Raw genomic sequence first — 23,564 nt, forward strand, 5'->3', positions numbered from 1 at the left:
AAAACTATGACCCTATTTGTTAATTTGTAAAAAACTGGATAAGGACTACCTTCAACTAGGTCCTCTTATCCTTTTTTCTCAGTTACTCAAATAAATAAAAACTGAATATTGCGTTAAGTTATTTAATGGAATATTTTTGATTTTTATTCCATTTTTTCATCCTTGACTTTTTCATAGATTTTTTGTGCAACGCTAGTGTCATAATTTATAGTCTGCGATCCTGTGTACTCTATACCCCTAAAATAGTCTATCCATTTTCCAGTTGGAAGATATATATTTTTAGATTTTTGGCCTTTTTCAACAATCGGTGAAACTAGTAAACTATCACCGAACATCCAGGAATCTGTATTGTTAGCTGTATTTGGATCACTTGGATATTCCCACATTAGTGGCCTTACTAGCCCTACACCTGTGTCATAAGTCTCTCTTTCACTGGAATACATATAAGGAAAAAGTTTATATCGTAGATGTATATACCCCTTGGTTATCTCTTCAGCAGTTTTTCCATAAAACCACGGTTGCCTTTGATGATAGTTATTACCATGAACACGAAAAACAGGAGTAAAGGCACCAAATTGCATCCATCGGGTGTATAGTTCAGGATTAGGATTATTAGTTGTTCCACTGTTTTGATTAAATCCACCAATATCCATTCCCCACTTAGGCTGCCCATTATTAATCGATGAGAGCATGACTGCTTTTTGCTCTTTCATTCCAGCAGCCCACGTTACCTTTTCTCCTTTTCGGAATTGAATTCCTATATCTCCAGACCATAAAGTCGTTGCATATCGTTGTGCACCAGGATAGTAAGTTCTTGCTGTTTGCCACACACGTTTAGCCCCATTTGTATAACTTCTTTGCCCTTCATACATTGCTTGTGATAAATGTGTTGTAGTGAAGTTTCCGAACCAGTATTCAGCTCCATTTGAAGAAACTTTATCTGTTTCATCATTCCACCATCCAACAATGCCCTTATCAAAAGCCGGTTTCGATTTATCCCATAACCAAGTACGTGCTCCTGAATTATAAGGATCGATACTCCTAACTGTTACTGGAATAAAATAGTCTTGATATTCATTATGCCCTGGGTACCAATAACCTCCTGCTTCAGCATCATAATATTGCTGTGTACGAGTATTAGAAGCATCCTTTGTTACTATTCGCGGCTTTGTAATACCAATCATTTTTATGCCTTTGTTATTCATAGAGTCTTTAAATGCCGTAGTTGAAGCACTTGGGAATTTTGTTGTATTCCAGGCAAATTCCCCATAATTGTTTTCTCCATACTTCTTCCAGTCATAATCTAATCCATAGCTATCAATAGGAATATTCTTAGCTCTATATGTGTCAACCATGTTAGTCATTTCAGATTCGTTCGTATCCCACTCAAAATTGGAGAATCCTAGTCCCCATTTAGGTAAGAGAGGAGATTTTCCAGTAACATCTGAGAATGACTTCATTATTTTCTCTGGTTCTCCAATCATAAGATAATACTTTACGTTTTGTTTAGTATATCGTCTACCTTCTACTGGTGTGCCACCATAATAAAATTCTAGTTTTCCGGTTGCTGATTCCGTTAGTGGATATCCTCCATCACTATCAATTAACACACCATAACCGCTTGTTGACCATAAAAACGGTCCGCCTGAATCACCTTGTTGACCAGCATGTGCTGGATGATTACTATTGTTCCTTAACAAATCCCCTCCATTATCGAAGGCATCAAAACTTCTGATTCCATAGATATTATGAGATGGATTATGCTGGAACTTTATCCCATCATAAAATACACCACCATCGGATGGCTCCCAGAGTAATATGGTTCCATCGCTTTTTTTTACAGTCATTCGTGCAGGTAATTTGGTTAGTTCAACAATCATATCTGAAGTTGTTATTAACAACTTCTCTGAAAGATTCTGAATGTTAGCTCCAACTTGTGACCATTGTTTACTGGAATCTATCATGGGAGTATCTGGACTGTATGAAATCCCATTAGGTCTATAGTTAACTTCCAATAAGTCTGATTTCAGAACTTTAATTTCTAATATATCATCATTTGGTTCTATCCCATTATCAATCGTTAAAACGGCTTTATCTGCAGTCACATTTACATTCAAAACATTTCCTAATGATGAAGTGTACGCGTTTGTTTGCGGCGCGGCTAATAATGGGATAAAAAGAGAAAATATTATTATAGTTATATACTTATAATACTTTTTCATTTAATCATATCACTCCCAAAAAGAGGGGTTTCCCCCCCTTTTTTTATAATGGTTTAATAGAAATGTTATCTACGTTTATACCTAGACTATCAGTTGAATCAAATTGTACCTTTATGGTATTGACGCCTTTTTGCAGGTATACAGTCATCTCTCCGAGCCCCCATGTATCCCAATTTGCTGTCTGTGGAAGAGTCAAACTTGTGATTTTGGTGTTATTTACATAAACAGACCGCTTGGCATTCCCTCCTGCAGAACTATACTTAATTTTAAGTTTATATGATCTTGTTGCTTCAGCCTGAACATCAAAGGTAATATTGTCCCCGGAAGTTTCAAAACCATCCACAAATCCAGTACCTGTATATCCAATATGATTGTTATTTGTAGTCACACTTGTTAAAGTTGCAAATTCCGCTTCATATTCAGACTTATTTACTCCTTCTAATGAAATAGTCCTGGATGAAGTACCTGCTGAAGTTTTAATATAAGTTAGTTTTTCATAAGAATCATAGTACCACCCAGTAGAGTTAATAAAATCCTGTTTAGTTTGGAAGTTTTGCATAGCCACACCATTTAGCAACACATTACTCGGCTTGGATGCAAGAACTTGTAATGTGGTCTTTTGGTTAATACCAGGTAGAGTTACAGTAATTCTACTTAAAGATTCATTTTCATCTACCTGTATTGTTTTTGTATTATTATTCACATCATCAAACCATTGATAAGATGAAGTATCTTTTGGATACACTCTAAAAGTTAGATTTGTATGGTTCTTTAAGTCGTTCCCAATCGTTCCTCCGACTTTATATTGTTCATTTAAATTCATTGGAAGTATACTTCCATCCTTAACAATTACCGGTAAATCATCTACCCCTGCATAATAGTTAATTGTTCTTCCACCTGGTTTAGAGGCACCCCACCAAAAATCAACCCACTCACCATCAGGTAGATAAATTTGTTTTAGTGTCTCACCTTCTTTAACAATAGGAGCAACCAGCAAACTATCACCAAACATATATTGTTGATCTAAACCATATGTGCTTGAATCATTAGGATAATCAAAGACCATGGCTCTCATTAAAGGTATACCAGTATCACTAGATTTCTTTGATTCACTATAAATATAAGGTAGTAAATTCATCCGAGTATTAACAAATTTAGAAAAAGTAGAGATAATACTTTGGTCTCCTGTTCTAGCAGCTGCATTCCACGGAGATCTTTCTTCGCTTGGAGATGGAGATGCCTTCTCGGAATGGAACTGCATTATTGGGGAAAACGCAGCCATTGCAGTTGATCGCTTATATAACTCAGAGCTAGGATAATTTCCTGTAAACCCTGCGAGATCCCAACTCCAGAAAGGGACCCCTGACAAATTTGATGTTAAACCAGCATTTATAGCTTGCTGATATGCATAGAAGGAAGAATCTTGATCCCCACCCCACAATGCTGGATATTTTTGTATTCCTGTTGTTCCAGCCCGGCTGAAGGTCATACTATCAGGGTTAATTTGTTTGGCAAAATCATAGTATGCTCTAATATACTCATTTGGATATTGGTTTCTCATTTCATCGCCTGTTTTACCGTTAGAAAAGAGAGTATCTCTCCCCCAAACCATCTCTCCACCGTCTGTTTTAAAACCATCAATACCTATTTCATCTAATAAATATTGTCTCTTGGAGAGCCACCATTTTTCAGCAAGTGGATTAGTAAAATCTAATAGCAAACTATCTCCAAACCATGTTCCTGATGGAAGTCTATATGGTGAGCCGGATTTAGTTTTAACGCCATATCCTTGAGAAATCATATAAGCCTCATCATTATCCTTTTGCTGATATGCGTAAGAAGTATATTTCTGAATAGGAACTTGCCATAATAGTAGTTTCATGTTGTTAGCATGCACATCGTTTACCATTTGTTTAGGGTTGGGCCATTTTCCTTCTTGCGGGAATGTAAAATCGGAATATTTAAAGGCTTCACTACCCGCTTTTGATGTATACTGTGCATCGTTAAAGATATAAAAGGTGTTTTCATCACTCCATTGTTCTAAAACAATTGCTGTAGCAGGAATGTCATGTTGCTTTGAATTATTAATAGCACTAATAACTTCTGATTGACGATCCCATTCATTTGCAGACATCCAAAGTCCAAACGCCCATTTAGGAGGTAAAGTCGGCTTAGCAGTTACTGAAGTATAGTTGGACATTACTTCTTTAAAACTATTTCCACCGAAAAAGTAATAATCAAGCATTGAGGTCTTTTTCCCTCCAGAATCAGAGGTAAAAGTGTGCATATCAGCTTTTTCTGTTGCTAATTTAAAATTAGAGTAATAAGTTGAATTAACCAAAACACCATACCCTTTGGTATTTAAAAAGAACGGTATTGCAGTATACGTTTTTTCATTTTGATTTCGATATTGGTTATACACATAGGTATCTACATTAGTACCTCTTTTGCGGATATTGTTATACCTCTCACCAAATCCGTAAAATTCTTCATTGGTAGGTGTATACCAGTTGTTTTGTACCTTTGTAATCAGGTCTCGACCATCAGTAAGCCAACCCACATTTCTATTTATAGATGGATCATATTCCTTTGCAATCAAGGTGCCATCTATCTTATAGACGCTTAATCTATATGGGTTCTTATTAATATTGATTCTAATTTTAGAAGTTGAAATATTGATCTCTGAAGTAGTCTCGGAAAGTGTGTAGTTAGATAACCCTGAAGTAGTTGCTGAGCTTCCATTTGGAGATAGCTGAAACCTAAAAGTCTCATCTGAGGTGAAAGAGATTCCTATTTTTGGCTGGAAGCTTCCTGTATTGGGGGTTGCAGAAAGTTCCACCTTATTATTTAAGTTTGCTGCACTATTTATTTTCGAAATAGTTTCCCAGCCTGTGACTGTAAAGGAAAAAGGCCCTATTTTCTTTTCATTAGCACCATCTTTATTGGCGTGAACATAATATTCAATTACATCCCCCTTATTAAATGAACCTAAATTAACTTCCCAAAAAGTATTATTCCCTTCGTTGTATTTCCAGTCACCATTCTTATTCAGTTGTTGAATACCATTCTTCTTCCAAGACACCCATGTTGATTGCCCCATTTCAACAGGCCAAGTGTTCAATTTAATATAAACATTCTGGCCAGCTTCAGGATCACGAGGGAATCTCTCTGTAGATTCAATTTCATACAAATCATCTTTTCCATAAGGGCTATGCCATACCCCATCGATTGCCTGAGCAACAATAAATGTTGAGAAGAAGAGTATCATTGCCAAAGAAAGACTAAATGTTTTTTTCATTAACATTCTCCTTTACTAAATAATTGAGTTTGTTAGATAAAAAAATTATACCTCCTTTTCATAGAAGCCTTTTATCTATGTTTTTTAGAAGCCACCACAGTATGGTGGCTTCATAGATAAACAATTATTATTTCACATGGTATACAAGCGTTTCAAAAGCCCTTAAAGTGATTGAGGATCCAGCTTCAACCTCCTTATAATTTTGAACAATTAATTTACCTGTAGTGATTTCTGACAATAATTTGTTATCATCAATTACAATTTCATCGCTACTAAAGTTACACAACACAACAAGCTTTTCATTCTCACATCTTCGCTCATATGCAAAAATCTTTGGATGATCCTTAAATATTAGATTGAAGTCACCTTTTGTGATGACATCCAGTTTCTTTCTAAGAGAAATCAAATGCTTATAATGATAAAAAATAGACTCTTTATCTTTTAGCGCTGCTTCTACATTAATTTCTTTATAGCGCGGATTTACTTCAATCCATGGAGTGCCTTTTGTATATCCACTATGAGGATGATCGCTCCACTGCATAGGAGTCCTGGCATTGTCCCTGCCTTTTACATAAATTGAGTTCATGATATCTTCTGTTGGAACTCCAAGTGAACGTTTTTCTCTAAACATATTTAACGTCTCGACGTCTTGATATTGTTCGATCGATTCAAACTTCACATTGGTCATCCCGATTTCTTCACCCTGATAAATATAAGGCGTCCCCTGCATCATGTGTAAGCAAGTCGAAAGCATTTTGGCAGATTCCACCCGGTACTCTTGGTCATCCCCAAACCGGGAGACAATTCTTGGTTGGTCATGGTTATTCCAATACAAGCTATTCCATCCTGTGCCATGCAATTCAGTCTGCCATTTTGTCAGATTCTCCTTTAAATCAACCAGGTTCAGAGGTTTGAGATCCCATTTTTCAGTAGGACCACTATCTAAGCTCATGTGTTCAAAGGTAAAAATCATGTTAATTTCCTTATTTTCAGGATTTGTGTAAATGACCGCATCTTCAGTACTCGCACCAGGCATTTCCCCAACAGTCAAAATATCGTAATGAGAAAGAACTTGTTCATTCATCTCCCTCAAGTATTCATGAATCTTTGGTCCGTTTACGAAGTATGGACCGCCATCCCCATACATTGCTCCTTCTTTAACCTCCCCATCCGGAAGACCAGGGACCTTAGAAATAAAGTTAATGACGTCCATACGAAAACCGTCTATGCCTTTATCGAGCCAAAATTTCATCATGGTATAAATCTCATTTCTTAGAGCTGGATTTTCCCAGTTCAAATCAGGCTGTTTTTTTGAAAACAAATGAAGATAATATTCATTTGTATTCTCATCATAATCCCATGCCGGCCCACTGAAAATCGATCCCCAGTTGTTCGGCTCTTTTCCGTTCTTTCCTGGCTTCCAAACGTAATAGTCTCGATACGGATTATCCAGGCCATTCTTCGATTCTACAAACCAGGAGTGTTCATCAGAAGTATGATTCACTACTAAATCCATGATGATTTTCAATCCTCGCTGATGAGCAGCATCAAGAAGCTGGTCGAAATCCTCCATTGTTCCAAATTCATTCATTATTTGGTAGTAATCGCTTATGTCATAACCATTATCGTCATTTGGAGAGTCATAGATAGGACTTAGCCAGATCACATCCACGCCAAGCTCTTTTAAGTAATCAAGCTTTTGGATAATTCCCTGCAGATCCCCAATACCATCTCCATTGGAATCGTAAAAACTTTTAGGATAGATTTGATATACGACACTTTTTTTCCACCATTGTTGATCATTCATAAGTTTTTCGATTACAGTATCTCTATTTTCCATTTCTCTGGCTCCCTTACTTCAGATAAATTCTCAACCCTAACGTCTCCCGAGCAGCCATATACCTTCATCTTTTTTATTTGGCTTTTCCATTTCATTTCACCGCTTATATTCACCTTTATGCTCAGATAACCAGCATTCATTTCAGTTTGGAAATTTGTAATGGAATATTGGCCCGCATTATAGCCAAAGGAGCTTCCATCATCTTCATACAACTGGAACTCACCTTTATCACCAGCATAAACTTCTAACTCAAGGGTTTGCTTTTCTGTTGTGTTTTGAACATCTGACCCAATAGGAAGAATGGTTCCTTCTTTTATATAAATCGGCAGCTTATCTAAGGCGGCTTCAATTAATACATGTTTTCCGCCCTGATATAATTCTTTGGTCCAGTAATCATACCAGGTTCCCTCCGGAAGATAGATAGATCGATGGGTCATCCCTGGCCTTAAAATAGGTGTAATCATTACGTTGCTTCCCAAGAGGAACTGATCACTGATATTAAATGTATTTTCATCCTCTGGATATTCCATTACAAGTGGACGAACGATTGGGACTCCAGTTTGGGACGTTTCATGGAACAGCGAATATAGATAAGGAAGCCATTTATACCTCAGTTTGATGTACTTCTTAACCATTTCATTTGTGTCTTCACCAAATACCCATGGCTCTTGGCGGATACTGTCCTGTACACTATGGTTCCTGAAATAAGGCATGAAAGCCCCGACCTGTGTCCACCTGGTCAACAATTCAGGTGTACAGTCAGAAGAGAAACCGCCAACATCCGCTCCAGTAAAAGCAACTCCTGACATGCCAAGATTCATGATCATCGGCAGTGACATTTCAAGATGCTCCCAGTGGCTTCGGTTATCTCCCGTCCAGACGGTGGCATACCTTTGGATACCCGCATAACCAGCCCGGGTCAAAACGAAAGGACGCTTATCGGGAAGAAGCTCCGCAAGTCCTTCTGCAGTTGCTTTGCTCATGTAAAGTCCGTAAGTATTATGCATTTCCAAATGAGGTTTCGGTTCTCCATCCACATCATGCATCACATCCAGATCCATGGTCTTGTTTTCATTGAAGACAGAGGGTTCGTTCATATCATTCCAGATTCCTTCTATCCCGAGATCGGTATAAAACTTGTGTAAGCTACCCCACCATTTTCTTGCGTCAGAATTCATGAAGTCCGGAAATGCACTCTTCCCCGGCCAGACATCTCCATAATAAATCTGCCCATCAAGATACTTACAAAACAGGCCCTTCTTTACCCCTTCTGTGTACACCGGATACTGAACATCCTTTTTCACTCCTGGATCTACAATTGGCACAACCTTGATCCCGTCATTTAATAGTGTTGAGATTAAATTGTCAGGTTGAGGAAAATGATCCTTATCAAAGGTGAATACACGATAATCCCTCATATAGTGGATATCGAAAAATATACAATCCAACGGGATTCCTTCTTTTTTGAAACGATTGGCGACTTCTAATACCTCTTGTTCTGAGCGATAACTGTAGCGGGACTGGTGATATCCAATCGCCCATTTTGGAGGAAGACTCATTTTACCGGTCAACTCGCTGTAAAGGGTGGTGATTTCCTTTAAATCTTCTCCAACAAAATGATAGAAATCAATTTGGCCTCCATCAGCACTCATCCTGTATTTATTTGAATATGTTTGAGTATCAAATTCGGTTTTAAATGTATTGTCAAAGAAAAGCCCATACGATCTCTGCTTATTATGAACAGTAAAAAACGGGATGGATTGATATAGCTCGACCGTGTCCTTATTGTGTGGTGCATAAACGTCCGTATTCCACATCGACAGTTTCGAGCCTCTTTTGTTCAAGAAACCTGTCTTCTCTCCAAAGCCATAATAGGCATCCTCAGTCTCCATAAGTACATCAAAGTAAACTTCACCACTGCTTTTATAAAATGATGAAGGACTGGCGGATTGGAAAATTGTTTTTTGATCATTCGATATCCTTATTGCGAATGTATCTTTTGCAACCTCTACCATTACTGGCCCGCTACTGATAATTAAATGATCGTGTGTTTCATAAAACGATGCCTCAAGAGGAACTTGCTTAAGTGAAACAGCAATGCTCGATGCCGAGTCTGCTTTTCCAAATGGATTTATTATAATCCTGGGAATCTTTTTTTCTGCAAAATAAATCAAGAACTCACCATGCTCATTAGTCCCTGATAGCATATGATCTTTCCAGGAGAAAGATTTGACTGACCCAACGTGTAATTTCGGTTCCTCCTGGATTTTTTCCTGTGATGGAAGGATTGCATAACTAGTTGTATCTAACACATTCATTCCTCCATGTACTCAAGCTTTTTTCTTTCCGTTTACAAATACAGCTTTTCCTTCTGGATTAGCTTCGTCAGGATGATAAACATCAAAATCTTCTGTAGGTCCGTTTACTGTAATCGTCCACCTATCCGATTCTTCCAAGACGTCAACACTCCATTGATTATTCAGATGGTCATTGATAGTTTCTGATAATCCTTCCTTCAAGTAAATCCTTAATAATGGTCTGTCATAACTAGTAATATCATTATATACCCAAGAACCTAATTGAAGGGATTGGTCCACATTCGTTAAAATAACTGCCCCTTCTTTAACGTAAACAGGGATATGTTCAACTGGTGAATCAATCATTTCATATGCAGGACCAACAATTCTTTTCCCAGTCCAAAAATCAAACCAGGTTCCCTCAGGGAAGTATACTTTTCTAGAAGTTGCACCTTCTTCTGTTACAGGAGCAACCAATAAAGAAGATCCAAAGTAATATTGGTCGAATACTCCTTCACCTCGTTGATCTTCAGGGTTCTCCATAAACAAGGAGCGCATCAATGGGATGCCTGTTTCACTAGTTTTTCTTGCTTCGTTCCAAATGTAAGGGAGCAAGTTCATTCGGACATTGGCATAAAATCGATATCCATCAATTGCAATGTCTTGCTTGGTTCTCTCCGCAATATTCCATGGAGTGCGGTCCTGATTAAACTCACCTTTGCTTTCAGCATGATATTGCATGATTGGACAAAAGGCCGCCATCGCCGCAGATCTAACAAACAATTCGGCCGTTGGAATATCACCATTGAATCCTGCTAAGTCCCAGCCCCAAAATGGAATTCCTGACATTCCAGAAGTGATACCTGCAGCCAAAGATCGCTTAAAGGCGTCAAAAGTCGATCTCTCATCCCCTGCCCAATGAGCAGGGAAGTTTTGAGCTCCCATATATCCTGCACGGCTAAAGGTTATTGCATCTCCGCTTTTAAAGTCATTTGCGAATCTGTAGTAAGCCTCTATATAATTATTTGGATACAAGTTGCGCATTTCATCGCCAGTTTTCCCATCAGCAAACAGCAATTCGTCTCCAAACACGAATTCCCCCCCATCTGTTTTGAATCCATCCACTCCGATTTCAAGCAGATACTTCCGTTTGCTAAACCACCATTCTTTGGCTTCTTGATTTGAAAAGTCCATCAACAGACTTTCCTTAAACCATCCTTCAGGCATTCTGTATGGAGATCCATCTTTCTTTTTGACAACATATCCATTTTCCAGCATGTATTTTTCATCTGCGTCTTTTTGTGGATCCGTTTGCCTGTTCAAGTACTTTTTAATCGGAATCTGCCATAGAAGAACTTTTAGCCCATTATCATGCAGGTATTTAAACAACCCCTTAGGATCCGGCCAACGTCCCCATTCAGAAAATTCCATTTCGTTGTAGGAATGGCTATCTCCATTACCTTTCACATTATATTGGGTATCATTGAACATATAATAAGTGGCTTCATCACTCCACTGTTCCAGGACCAGAACAGTCGCTGGTATCTGATAGCCATTAGTTTTCTCAACTTCTGAACGGACTAGACTGTCCCTGTCCCAGTTATTACTCGACATCCAGGGTCCAAAAGCCCAAACTGGTGGTAATACTGGTTTTCCAGTTTTCGAAGTATAGGTTTCAATCACTTCTTTTGGTGTTCCTAAGAATGCCGTAATGGATGTACTTTGTTCTTTTTCTGACATCCGTATCTTAATAGACATGGCATCCCTCAATGAGTGAGCGATATCAAAATGGGTGTACCTGCTGGTATTAACCACCAAGCCATATCCCAGTGAACTGATAAAAAAAGGAACTGGCATATAAGTCCTTGTACCCTGATCACGATACTGGTTATAAACATAGCAATCAATAATATTCCCGCGCTGCTCAACAGCGTTATATCTCTCACCAAATCCATAAAAGCTTTCGTTCGACGGTGTATGCAAGTTAAGCTTTAAATCTCTTATAAACTGATTTTCATCAGTCGTACATTCAATGAACGGAAGGAATTCATGAGACTTTAAAAGAGTTCTGTCGGCATCCTTGAGACAAATAAAAAATGGATCTAACTTCAGGTCAACAATATATTCTTGATTTAGGGACCTAAGATTAATATCTTTACTCTCTTCATGGAAAATGGTTTGATTAGTATTGGAATCAATATTCATATAAAACTGGTCTTCATTGAACCCCAGATTGAACTGCAGTGAAAAACCATCTTCATCTTTTCCTAACAAGACAACTTCATTCTCAGCCTTTTCAAATAAGCGGTATTCATTTAATACCCGTCGTTTTAGAGGTGTGATTGAATACCATTCTGATTGCACCTTAAGGTTCCCGCCTTTATAAGCAGAGAATTGATAACTGAATTCCTCCTGCTTGGTCAGGGGCTCTATAGTTCCAGTCCATATGTACACTTTTTTATCCTCAACATATTTCCTGGTCAACTCATTTGTCTTTACAATTTCACCGCTAGCTGATTTTAAAGTCAATAAAACCGAATCTACTTCTCCCTCAGGCCATACCTGGCATGCTACTGTTATAGGCTCTTCAGTAGTCGGATATTGAGGACTGCGTTCTGTAAGCTGTGGTTCGTAAATGTTATGATTGCCATATGGTGTATGTACAATTTTGTACTCTTCTATTGAATCAACCTTATAGTGTTCTATAATTTCAATAATCACTGTTCCAAGCTCGGATTCCTCTGTCGACTCTTTTTCAATCAACCTTTTTGCCAAATTTAAATATGTATTCGCTTTTTCATAGTTGCCCTTTTCCAAAAAATATAATGACAATAGCGCGGTTGCTGAAGAAGATTCTTTCTTGCTTTCAATCGTTTTAAGTACTCCTGCCTTATTCACTAACTGTCTTTCAATTTGACCAACTGCTTCGACCACAATTAAGTCCTCCGGAGAAAACAATCCATATGGCATAACTGCGGTAAGCATATCCAATGAAATTTGCCGTTCTTCGACCGCATTAAGCAACATCCCACCAGAAAGTAAAGAGTCAAAGACAAAATCTCTGATTTCCGTGATTGTTTTTTGGAGTTCATATTGTTGTAGGCTATTTTTGGATTCGGTTAATGCCGCATATACCATTGCAATGTTCGAAACATGAATATCTTTTTTGCCCTCTCCCCAGATACAATCAAAAGGTTTTCTCCAATTTTCCTGGAGAAACGTTAAATAGGGTTGAAGATTAATTTCTTTCAAACTTTCACTGTTCTTTTCTTTTAAATGGTTCTTCACATTCCATAGCCAGGTAGCAATAAGGTATATGCTGTCTTTATCGAGTTGAGGTTTATGATTAAGAAGAATTTCTTCCGAGGATGGATAATCGCTATTTAACTGGAATACATGAGCTTTAAGCAGCTTACTGTACATCATTTTTGGATCCATATGTCTCTCCCCTTATGTTAGAAGAGAAGGATATGAGGATGACTAGATATCCTTCTCCAGATTTGATTACTTCAACTTCTCTAATTCTCCCTGCATAACTTTTAATGCTTCTTCAGGGCTCTTTTTACCATTCACCACATTTTCTAGTTCCTTAGTGATCAGGTCACTCATTTTACTCCAATCTTCAATTACTGGAGGTAAAACAAGCGTATCCATGGCTTCAAAAATAACTTCCCTGCTTTCTGGAGGGCTTTGTTCCAGGTAAGGCTTTAAAATCTCTTCATTTGTGATTGCTGGAAGTTCCCATGAACTTGCAATTCGAATTTCTGCCGCTTCGTCACTAGCGCTCATGAAGCGTGCAAATTTATATGCAGCATTTTGAGCATCCGAGTCCTTTGAAACTGCTAATCCATTTGCGAAGAAGTGGTGAGCCTTTTGTGTATTGCCTGCTTCAAGTGCAATATCCCATTTGAATGGTGCATCTTTAAAAGCGGATAGCATCCAGATTCCAGTATGCAGGATTCCAATTTGACCATTCTTAAATAAATCTTCTGGTGACTGGCCAGATAGATCACCTACAGAAGGAGTTACTTTATATTTGTTCAGCTTATCAACCATATATTGAAGAGCTTCTGCATTTTCAGGGCTATCGATTGTTACTTCTGATTTATCTTCATTGAATACAGATCCACCATTCTGAGCAATGACTTTATAGAATTCATGGAACTGAATCGGTGCATAAGTACCCCAGATCTTTTCATCCTTATTTGTGATTTTCTGAGCTGCAGCTAATTCATCTTCCCATTTCCAATCTGCAGTTGGATAATCTACTTTTGCTTTATCAAACAAGTCTTTATTGTAGAAAGTGACAACGTTTGAAAAGCTCTCTACCATTCCATATTGCTTTCCTTCGTATTGATAAGCTTTATATGCTTCTTGATTTAATTTAGATGGATCAAAGTCTTTATCTTCTTCAATGTATTTAGATAGGTCTGCCAAAGCTCCCTTTGAGGCATAACTAACGAAGTTTTCATAGTTAAGCTCAAATACATCCGGTGCTTTACCGCCAGCTATCATGGTTTGCAGTTTCGTAAAATAATCATCATAAGCAGCAATCTCATAATCTACTTTCACATTAGGATTTTGCTTTTCAAAAGCACTGATCATATCCTGAAGGTCTTTTTCATGGTCAGTACCTGGTGAAAACGTAAAGTAATTGATGGTTACCTTTTCATCTTTGCTGTCTCCAGAACTTTTTTCCGAATCAGAACATCCTGCCAATACTGTAAAAGTAAGCATAAATAGTAAAACAATAGCCGAAATAAGCTTTTTCTGAGTCATCCTAATTCCCCCTTATTATTCTTTCATTCCACTCATTGTCATTCCTTGAATAAAGTACTTCTGTGCAAATAGATAGACTGCAAGTATTGGCAAAACACTAATGACTACACCTGCCATCATCATGTTCCAATTCGTTTCCCACCTCCCTTGCAGAAGAGATAATCCTAGCGGCAAAGTAGCAAAGCTTTTATCATTGATTACAATAAGTGGCCATAAGTAATTGTTCCATGATTGCATGAATGAAAAGATGCCTAAAGTCGCGAGTGTAGGTTTAGACAACGGCATGATTACACGCCAAAATATTGAAAAATGATTGGCACCATCCATGAATGCAGCCTCTTCAAGTTCTTTCGGAATGGACAAGAATGCCTGCCTTAACAAAAAGGTTCCAAAAACACTAAATAATCCTGGGACGATCAGTGCCTGATATGTATCTAGCCAACCAAAGTTTTTCATTAAAATAAACTGTGGTATCATCGTGACCTGTGCCGGAACCATCATAGTTGCCAGGTATAACAGGAAAAGTTTATCCCTGCCCCCAAATTGCATCCTGGCAAACGCATATGCTGCCATTGAACATAAAAGCAATTGGCCCAAAGTTGTGAGAACCGCTACTAACAAGGAGTTTCCCAAAAAGTGAAGCATTGGGAATACCCCGGTCACATCCTTATAGTTTTGAAAGGTTGTATTATCAGGGATAAACTGTGGTGGAAAGACCATAGTTGCTCCTTGATTCTTTAATGAAGTTGAAATCATCCATAGAAAAGGAAGCAGCATTGCAATTGCACCTAAGATTAAAACGATGTATAGTAAACTTTTTTTAAATATCCTGAGACTTGTAAGTTGATATTGTTTCTGAAGGACAGTTGACTGTTTTGTAACCGTATTCATTCCCATATTCAATCCGCCCACCTTTTCTGCATTTTCATCTGGATCAAAGTAATCACAAATATGACTATGAATAAAATCCATGACATTGCGGAAGCGTAGCCCATTTCAAAATACCGGAAAGCATGATTGTATATGTTTTGAACTAGCACATTTGTAGCGCCGCCAGGGCCGCCTTCAGTCATGATCATGACCTGGTCAAAAACTTGGAATGAGTTAATTAAAGAAATGATGGTTACAAAAAATGTCGTAGGTGTCAAAAGCGGGAGGGTGATATTCCAGAATTTCTTCCAGGAATTTGCCCCATCGATTTCTGCGGCTTCGTAGTAGGAGGTTGAAATATTTTGCAGGCCGCCCAAGAAAAGTACCATAACAAAACCAATGTCTTTCCAGACACTTGTGATGATGATAGCTGGCATTGCAAGATTTTCATCCTGGAGCCAATTCAGCCCCTCAATACCAACAAATGATAAGAAGTAATTTATTAAACCGTAACTCGGGTTAAACAGCCATTTCCAGACAAGAGATACGGCAACCCAGGATGTAACTACGGGTAAAAAATACGCAGCTCTGAAAAAGGCTCTAAATTTTACTTTTCGATTAAGCAGCAGAGCACAAGCCAATCCGAAAATCATCACTAAAGGTAAATATCCAATAATGAAAGTTACCGTATGGGTAAACGCTGCCCAGAATTCTTTGTCAGCCATTAGGTGTTTATAATTATCAATACCGACGAATTCCATAGTGGATATTAGGTCCCAGTTCGTAAAGCTAATGGCTAATGATGATAAAAGCGGGAAAACGATAAAAGTTAAGAAACCTATTAAATTGGGCAAAAGGAACACAGCTACCCAAAAGGCTGTCTTTTTCTTTGTCATTCCAACCATGTTCTCACCTCAATTTAATATAGATTTAGATTCTTCATAAATCGGAGCTTGGAACAAATGTGTGATTGCAAGTAAAGCCGCTCCTTTTAACCATGAATCATCTCCAAGTTGTGTTGGTCTAATTTCTGTTTGGATCTTCGCTGCCGAGAAAAAATTCACTTTCGCAATATTTACAGCGGCATTCAGGAATAAGTGCTTGTATTTCATTCCTTCTCCAATAAGTAAAATTGTATGGGGATTAAGTGCGTTAATTGCATTTAGTATTCCGTATCCAAGGTTCTCACCAAATGAATTCATCAGCTCGATTGCTAGTGCGTCACCTTTTTCTGCTGCAGTGGATACTTCTTCAAATGAAAAATCTTCAATAATTGTTTCAGGGTAGCTTTCTTTTATTTCACTGCCTCGGTTAAATAGAAAGAATTCAGATGCATACATTTCAAGGCAACCCTTTTGTCCGCAGTGACAAGGATACCCGCCAATCTTCATTACCGTATGGCCAAACTCACCAGCTCCCCCTGATTCTCCATAGTAAATTTTCTTATCGACCACCAGGGACATACCTAAGCCGGCACCAACAGACATACAGACGAAGTTTGATAGTTCCTTTCCTTCTCCATACCATAATTCAGCCATGGTGTAAGCGTTGACATTTTTATCAATGAATACAGGGATGTTGTTCAGCTGCTCGCTTAATAATTGACATAAAGGTACTTTCTCCCATCCCAGCATTGATGATCTAACAATCGTCCCTTCCTGGCGGTTAATTAATCCAGAAGCTGCGATTCCAATACCCATAAGTTGCTCCATTGGCTTATCAGCAATTTGTAAAAGCTTCTTAATTTCACCAGCTATCATCGCTACAACATCCTGGATATTATCAAATCTGTTAAACTTCTTTTCTACTAAATCCAAAATGTCGGCATTTAAATTGGTTAAAGCGAATAATACTCTTTTCTCCTCAATCTTCACCCCAACCGTATAGCCATAATCCGCATTAAACTCAAGTAGAACCGGTCTCCTGCCACCAGTTGAAGTAGCTACACCTACTTCTCTCACTAAATCAACAGCCATCAGTTCATCAACAATATAAGTAATTGTCGATAAACTCATTTTGGTAATTTTAGAAACATCAGACCTGCTGATTCTGCCTGACTTCCTGATTAAGTTAATTACTATGGAACGGTTAATTTCTTTGATTAGATCCTTACTGCCTTTCCTAAGTCCATTCATATAATCCATCTCCATAATTTACTAATTAAAGCGTAACTTACTTTCTTCAATGAAGCAAGTAAGTTTTTTCGATATTTTTCGACAATTTTGTGTAAAATAAATAGACTGCTGATTTAGTAGTCATCTGTTCTTCTTATTGAACATTAGCACCCTTTAGTTTAAGTGTAATAATTCACAAACTTTCTTTTATAATAAAAAAATGATCTTACCCTTGAAGAATCTGACCTGTTAAAGACGAAGGGAAAGAAAATGTACTTAGAGATTAAAACTTTGAAATTTTTTCTTTAAAAAATCTAATAAATGCACAGGTTTCACTTGTTTCTATCTTTGTTAAAATATATGTTGATGAAAAGGGTAGATTGATTTTATCTGACTTTATTTCTTTCAATTTTTTCATACTTATTTCTTCCCTAACCATAGAATATGGTAAATATGAAATTCCAAGCCCTTGCTCAATAAAACGTTTAGTAATTTCAATTTGATTAACTTTCATCGTTCTAACATTTGGATAATTCCTTTTAATTTCGATCAAGAGAGTATCCCAATATTCAGGGTGGTTATGAGTAATCAACCTGTATTTTTCTAATATTGTCTTTTCATTGTACTGATACACGTTTTCATCAATATAAGGTCCTACTAAAATCACAGGCTCTTCGTGAGTCTTGTGCTAATTTATATTTGTCTGTATTGGCTCTATTCTTGATAATCCAATGTCAGCCCTTCCTGCACTAATTTCCTCACCTATTTCATAGGATTTAAGAACATTTAATAAAACCTCTATATCGGGATTATTATTCATAAAACTTCGTAAAATGGAAGGCAATACAGACGAAGCAATTTGTGGTGCAGTTGCAATAATAAGTTTTCTTTTATAGCCCTGCTTCCACGATTCAAATTCATCTAATCCTTGCTCATATTTAGTAATTATCTCCTTTGCATATGGAAGAAATTTATAACCTGCTGGTGTAAGAACAATTGATTTCCCTGTTCTGTTAAATAACTGAACGTTTAGATTCTCCTCAAGTCTTCTTATGTGTTTTGTTATAGCTGGTTGAGTTAAAAAAAGTTCTTCTGCCGTTTTACGAAAATTTTCATTCTCAGCTGCAATAATAAATGTTTTTAACCATCTAATATCCATTTAAACCTCCTTGATAATAACGGTTGGTTATTAATTTAATCTAATTTTGTTAATATTCTTTATTTAACTTTTTTATTATAATCTAATTAACAAAAATACACAGTTGCGGTGAATAACTAATTTAAGGAGAGATTAGATGTGAATGTTGTCAAACATAAAAAGGACAGTTGGAATGCAAATTTATATGATATAAAACACTCATTTGTATCAAAGTATGGGAATAGTTTAGTTGAATTATTAGCTCCCAAGGAAGGAGAAAAAATTCTTGATCTTGGTTGTGGAACAGGAGACTTAGCAAAAAAATTATATGATTTCAAAGTAGATGTTGTAGGTATAGATAAATCTGAAAATATGGTTACTCAAGCAATAAATAAATATCCAAATATAAAATTTAAAGTTGAAGATGCAACTGAATTAGAATATAACGAGGAATTTGATGCAGTATTCTCAAATGCAACACTACATTGGGTAAAACCACCAAGCCAAGCACTATATTGTATTTATAAATCTTTAAGAAGAGGTGGAAAGTTTGTTGCTGAATTCGGAGGAAAAGGAAATGTTCAAACGATAATAGAAGAAATCATTCAGCAAATAAAAGCAGCAGGATTAGAATTTAAAAAGGAACAATTTCCTTGGTTTTATCCAAGTATTGCTGAATATTCGACTTTAATGGAAAAAGTAGGATTCAGAGTGACTTTTGCTCAGCATTTTGATAGACCAACTCAATTAGATGGAGCTAATGGATTAAAAAACTCGATTGAAATGTTCGGTAATCATCTGTTCAATGGTGTCTGTGAACCTATAAAAAATGAAAATAATTACAAAAGTTGAAAGAAATTTAAAAGAAATTTTATATAAAGATGGTAATTGGATTGCTGATTATAAAAGAATTTGTGTAATCGGAGTAAAATCATAAATGATAAAGGAAGGAATCAACTCGTTTCCTTCCTTTATTATTTGTCCTAAGTCTTCTTTCACTAACCTGCCCCGTTAGTAAAAAGCGATTGCTTTTTTTAGCAATCGACCCTGATAGTTCAAAAAACTTAACAATTATTTTTCCTTACAATTAATTCATATAGTATTCCTTTCGTAATAATCTAATACATCAATAATTAAACGATTTAGCTCCATTTTATATGTTTCTAACTCGCGGATTTTTTGTATTTCAGAAACGCCAGTTTTATATGTTCCAGTATGAACAAACTCACTCCGAATCTTATAACATTCATCAAAAAAAGTAATAGCATTTTTACCATTATAATTTTTTTTAAAATTACAACCCTTAATTAATTCTCTACACTTTTCACCAATTGTTTTTTTCTTTAGTAATCCAATTGAACTTTTAATACTCTGAATTATTTTTTGTTTTTCCTTTTCAGGAATATCGATATCAATATTTATATTTTCCATTGTAATTGATTTATTGATTTGCTTAATGAAGTAACAATAAGAGTCATCTTTATAGGAATCCTCAGATACTAATGATTCGATAGAAGATACCTTTAATAAAAAACTAGCTCTTAAATCATTAATTGCATTACTAGAATTTAGTAATGAATAGGCAATATTTATTTTTTCGTCTTCTATATATTCAGCAACTTCTATTTCAGGAAATTGGGTTGTCAATTGTGCCTTAACACTTTGACTTAAAAATTTCACTTCAGATATATCTTCATCTAATTGATAAATTCCCATTCCTAACAGTTCATTTTTTACTGTTTTGTTAGCTGATTGGGGAAATATCATCTCTATATTCTTTAATCCGTATTCTGTGATTTCTCCAGTGGCAAATGATATTTGGGTTGTATCTAATACACCAAGACCACCTGAGATATTGATTGGAATTCCTTTTTTAATAAAAGACTTTTTCACACTATAAAAAAGCTTGTTTCCCTCTATTTCAGCTATTTCTCTATCTTCAAATCCACCATATGACATTATCACTTTTAGCTTTTCAAATCTACGATCAATCTTCACCCTACATACAACACTTCCGGACTCAAACAGAATGAATTCATCCTCGGTATCAAAATCATATCCCTCATTGATTAAAAAGACAATTCTCACATAATACATATCTTGTACAGCAACTCCTAGTTATTATTTTGTTTTTGTTTTTAATATCAATGACATTGATTATATTACCTTCTTGCACTAACCTCCCGTATGTTTAATAAGGAATCTACGGCAATCATCAACAGAGGCGGGTGCATCAACCAGAATGATGATTTCAACGGATATAGTCATTAAAAGAGTTACATGGTTATTTACAACACAATGAAAAAGTGTATTTATAAAGGAGAATTAAGCATTCACGGCCTAACAATGAAAACTTGAAGGAGAGGGTCGACAAATTAATTGAAGGTTATGGTAAACAGCCACATATTTTATTTGAATCAACCGGGGTCTATTCCAGACAATTGGAGCTGTTTATGAATGAAAATAGCTTTATTTTATTGTGGCAATAAACATTAAAACCTCGGGTTACCGAGGTTTTATTTTCTTTAACATTACCGATTCAAGCTCTTCCAACACAGAGTTATGCGGTAACCCTCTATTATGTTTCCAATCCTTTAGTTGTTGGTTCATAAGGTTCCTCTTAACCATTTCTACAGTTTGCTTCCTCTTCTTAGCAAGTGCGGTCGCGTCCTGTTTTATGTCAGACGGCATATGGCAGTTATAATAAGTCTCGTCTTTGCCACATCGGCACTTGCCTGCTGGATTAAGAAATTTTGGGTATTCTTTCGGCTTTAATGGCGGAGACTCAGAACCGATCCATTCGCCTTTTATTCCCTCTTCCCTTGTTGCCAGCCATATTTGGTGCCTTAATACCCATATGGTGATTTTGCAAAATGCTGCCAACAAACGATCGTAGGAGTTGTCACCAAGTTCATTCGGGTTATCCGTATAACAAAATGAATCAGACAAGAAAAACTTTTTGCCGTTTAAATTTATCATTTGACCGACATTTAAGTGCGGATGATCTGGATATAATTCATAATTGATTCTCGGCTCTAAAGCAGTCGCAATTGGTTGTTCGCCGTAAACGCCTTTTAATCCTGGATGAACAGCCACCAAGAATTTTTGGTTTTCTAAATGACCGAGCACTCTGTTTATTGCTTGAGGTACTTGATGATTCGCTTTACATTCTTCAGAATGAAGTACCTGTCCCCATGAAACATCCACCAATTTGTCTCTAATGATATCTGAAACAACCATTTTTAGTTCATCACTTGGAGGTAATGGGTTGATTTCCAAGAGAAACCAACCCATACCTTTATGGTCATGAAGTGGATTCGGGAACCATTGAACAGGAAATACCTCTTGTAACTGTTCAATAATTTCCTTTTTCATCTTACTTTACCCAAGAATGAGAAGTGCCTGGCTTTGTCGGGATTCTAGGCTTGTCCTTTCCGCCATTGTGACCTTTCTGGTCGTTCCCGTATTCAGGTTTAGGGTCCTGATGCCCCTTCTGTTTTCCTTGATTGTTTTCCATCAATATCTCCCTTTCGGTAGTTTTATAGTTTTGGATAAAGATATAAATACAAAATTCCCTAATGAACTATCCTCCTACGGGCGACTTCACAATGAATGGTGAAATACGAACAAAATGCAAACATAACATTACACTTTCATTACATAGTTGCAATTAGTTGTACTTTCTTATATATTGTTTTTAGCGATAAAAAAATACATACCATTCTTTAGTGAATAAAGTGTCGTAAAGTTTGTTGTATTTTATACTTCTTCCATCTTTTAACTTATCATATTGACTGAATATTGTCAATTGACGGAAGAACAAGCATCCTTTAGGGATGTTTTTTTAGTTAAAGATAAAAATCTCTCGAGGATTGTCTAAAATCTTGACCCTCGGTTTTTGTGGTCTGAAACTAGTCTTTCGCTCTATCCCTTTCAAAAAAAGATAAAAGAATCTAAATCGTCCGTGATATTTTTCATCCTGAAGCTTTTTCGAAAAGGCTGGTCTTTATCTAACAAGGCTTAAGCTTCACTTTCCCCATGTTAGCCACATATAGGCCAATGACCAGATTCATTAATATCTCTCCCCCAGTTTTACTCACGAGTAACCACTATACCTTCCTGTAATTCCATAGCTTCGCTTGTTAGTCTAATCGTGATATGACGGTTAAGAGACTTGTAAGTGCCATCAATCAAATCAACCGTTAGGTCGATATTGTTTTTCCGGAACTTCGACAGGTATTCAAAGATGTTAAAGGCAAAGGGGCTATGGCAACACTGCGCCTATTCCCTACACCACTTGAACTACGTTCCATGAAAGCACTCGATATCGTTGAAGGTTGGATATCCCAAATGAAAAGAAAACCTAGGGTAAAAAAGCACAAGCGTTAATTGAAATAGGTGCATTCAGTCGGCACTCGATGCTTATAAACTACACCTGGAACAGTTAATTGAAGAGTTTGACCTAGCAACTGCACAACTTAAGCGAGTAGAAAAGGAAATCACTGATGTTCTCAAACGCATACCTTTCGCAAAGAACTTACTTGCAATTAAAGGGATTAGCGAAATCGCTCTTACAGGTATTCTAGGAGAATCAGGAGATCTGAGTGGATTTGACCACGGGAATTCATTGTTGCGTCATGCTGGATTGCATCTTTCAGAGACTAGTTCTGAAAAATGGAAAGGCCAAATTGTCATCTCTAAACGTGGAAGGCCACGCTTAAGACGTTTCTTATACTTAGCCACTATGAGTCTTGTAATGAATAACCCAAATTTTAAAGAACTGCACGCTAATAATGTCAAAGTAAAAAAGATGAAGAAAATGAAATCCATAATGAAATTAATACATAAACTCACAAGAGTCTTAGTGGGAATGGCGAGAAAGAATGATTCCTATCATCCTGAGAAAATACACCCAGTTACATCAACAGCTGCCGAATATTAAATTGATCAATAAAGAATTTTAAGAACAAACCTTTTGAATATTGCCTTATTCGCAGGACTTCAAA

12 protein-coding genes and 3 pseudogenes are annotated in these 23,564 nt (G+C 36.8%); 2 read left to right on the top strand and 13 right to left on the bottom strand.

Annotation, left to right across the window (positions count from 1 at the left end; genetic code table 11):
• Positions 1-143: 143 nt before the first annotated feature.
• From CVD23_RS16410 to CVD23_RS16455, 10 genes and pseudogenes are all read right to left on the bottom strand, one after another.
• Positions 144-2,222, bottom strand: coding sequence for a glycoside hydrolase family 31 protein (locus CVD23_RS16410; protein ID WP_101666595.1), 2,079 nt, complete (start codon positions 2,220-2,222; stop codon positions 144-146).
• A 43-nt stretch (positions 2,223-2,265) separates the two neighbouring features.
• Positions 2,266-5,526, bottom strand: a complete 3,261-nt coding sequence (locus tag CVD23_RS16415; protein ID WP_219619932.1) for a TIM-barrel domain-containing protein — start codon at positions 5,524-5,526, stop codon at positions 2,266-2,268.
• 121 nt (positions 5,527-5,647) lie between these two features.
• On the bottom strand, positions 5,648-7,327 hold the full coding sequence (locus tag CVD23_RS16420) for a glycoside hydrolase family 13 protein (RefSeq protein ID WP_101666633.1): 1,680 nt from the start codon (positions 7,325-7,327) through the stop codon (positions 5,648-5,650).
• 11 nt (positions 7,328-7,338) lie between these two features.
• Positions 7,339-9,672 (bottom strand): glycoside hydrolase family 31 protein, encoded by a 2,334-nt coding sequence (locus CVD23_RS16425; RefSeq protein ID WP_257988579.1) that lies wholly within the window; start codon positions 9,670-9,672, stop codon positions 7,339-7,341.
• A gap of 18 nt (positions 9,673-9,690) precedes the next feature.
• On the bottom strand, positions 9,691-13,095 hold the full coding sequence (locus CVD23_RS16430) for a glycoside hydrolase family 31 protein (protein WP_101666598.1): 3,405 nt from the start codon (positions 13,093-13,095) through the stop codon (positions 9,691-9,693).
• 66 nt (positions 13,096-13,161) lie between these two features.
• Entirely contained in the window at positions 13,162-14,436 is a 1,275-nt protein-coding gene (locus CVD23_RS16435; RefSeq protein ID WP_257988580.1) for an ABC transporter substrate-binding protein, read from the bottom strand.
• Positions 14,437-14,451: 15 nt separating this feature from the next.
• Complete coding sequence (locus CVD23_RS16440) at positions 14,452-15,213, bottom strand: carbohydrate ABC transporter permease (RefSeq protein ID WP_374702647.1); 762 nt, start codon at positions 15,211-15,213, stop codon at positions 14,452-14,454.
• Positions 15,214-15,335: 122 nt separating this feature from the next.
• Positions 15,336-16,211: a carbohydrate ABC transporter permease gene (locus CVD23_RS16445; protein ID WP_101666599.1), complete on the bottom strand. Its 876-nt coding sequence runs from the start codon at positions 16,209-16,211 to the stop codon at positions 15,336-15,338.
• Between the two features lie 9 nt (positions 16,212-16,220).
• Positions 16,221-17,441, bottom strand: coding sequence for an ROK family protein (locus CVD23_RS16450; RefSeq protein WP_101666600.1), 1,221 nt, complete (start codon positions 17,439-17,441; stop codon positions 16,221-16,223).
• A gap of 262 nt (positions 17,442-17,703) precedes the next feature.
• Positions 17,704-18,579: pseudogene (locus CVD23_RS16455) on the bottom strand (LysR family transcriptional regulator).
• A 138-nt stretch (positions 18,580-18,717) separates the two neighbouring features.
• Between CVD23_RS16455 and CVD23_RS16460 the strand changes: the two are divergent.
• Positions 18,718-19,495: pseudogene (locus tag CVD23_RS16460) on the top strand (class I SAM-dependent methyltransferase).
• Positions 19,496-19,650: 155 nt separating this feature from the next.
• Here CVD23_RS16460 and CVD23_RS16465 read toward each other — a convergent pair.
• The 3 genes from CVD23_RS16465 to CVD23_RS22040 all read right to left on the bottom strand — a co-directional run bounded on the left by CVD23_RS16465 (position 19,651) and on the right by CVD23_RS22040 (position 22,075).
• Positions 19,651-20,655 carry a hypothetical protein gene (locus CVD23_RS16465; RefSeq protein ID WP_101666601.1) on the bottom strand — a complete coding sequence of 335 codons (1,005 nt, stop codon included), beginning with the start codon at positions 20,653-20,655 and terminating at the stop codon, positions 19,651-19,653.
• Between the two features lie 408 nt (positions 20,656-21,063).
• Positions 21,064-21,933 (bottom strand): hypothetical protein, encoded by an 870-nt coding sequence (locus CVD23_RS16470; RefSeq protein ID WP_101666602.1) that lies wholly within the window; start codon positions 21,931-21,933, stop codon positions 21,064-21,066.
• Between the two features lies 1 nt (position 21,934).
• Positions 21,935-22,075 (bottom strand): hypothetical protein, encoded by a 141-nt coding sequence (locus CVD23_RS22040; protein WP_180955695.1) that lies wholly within the window; start codon positions 22,073-22,075, stop codon positions 21,935-21,937.
• A gap of 629 nt (positions 22,076-22,704) precedes the next feature.
• Between CVD23_RS22040 and CVD23_RS22920 the strand changes: the two are divergent.
• Positions 22,705-23,500: pseudogene (locus CVD23_RS22920) on the top strand (transposase); the annotation flags it as partial.
• Positions 23,501-23,564 lie beyond the last annotated feature (64 nt).

Origin of the sequence: Bacillus sp. V33-4, assembly GCF_002860225.1 — a bacterium.
Taxonomy (GTDB): domain Bacteria; phylum Bacillota; class Bacilli; order Bacillales; family Cytobacillaceae; genus Bacillus_BJ; species Bacillus_BJ canaveralius.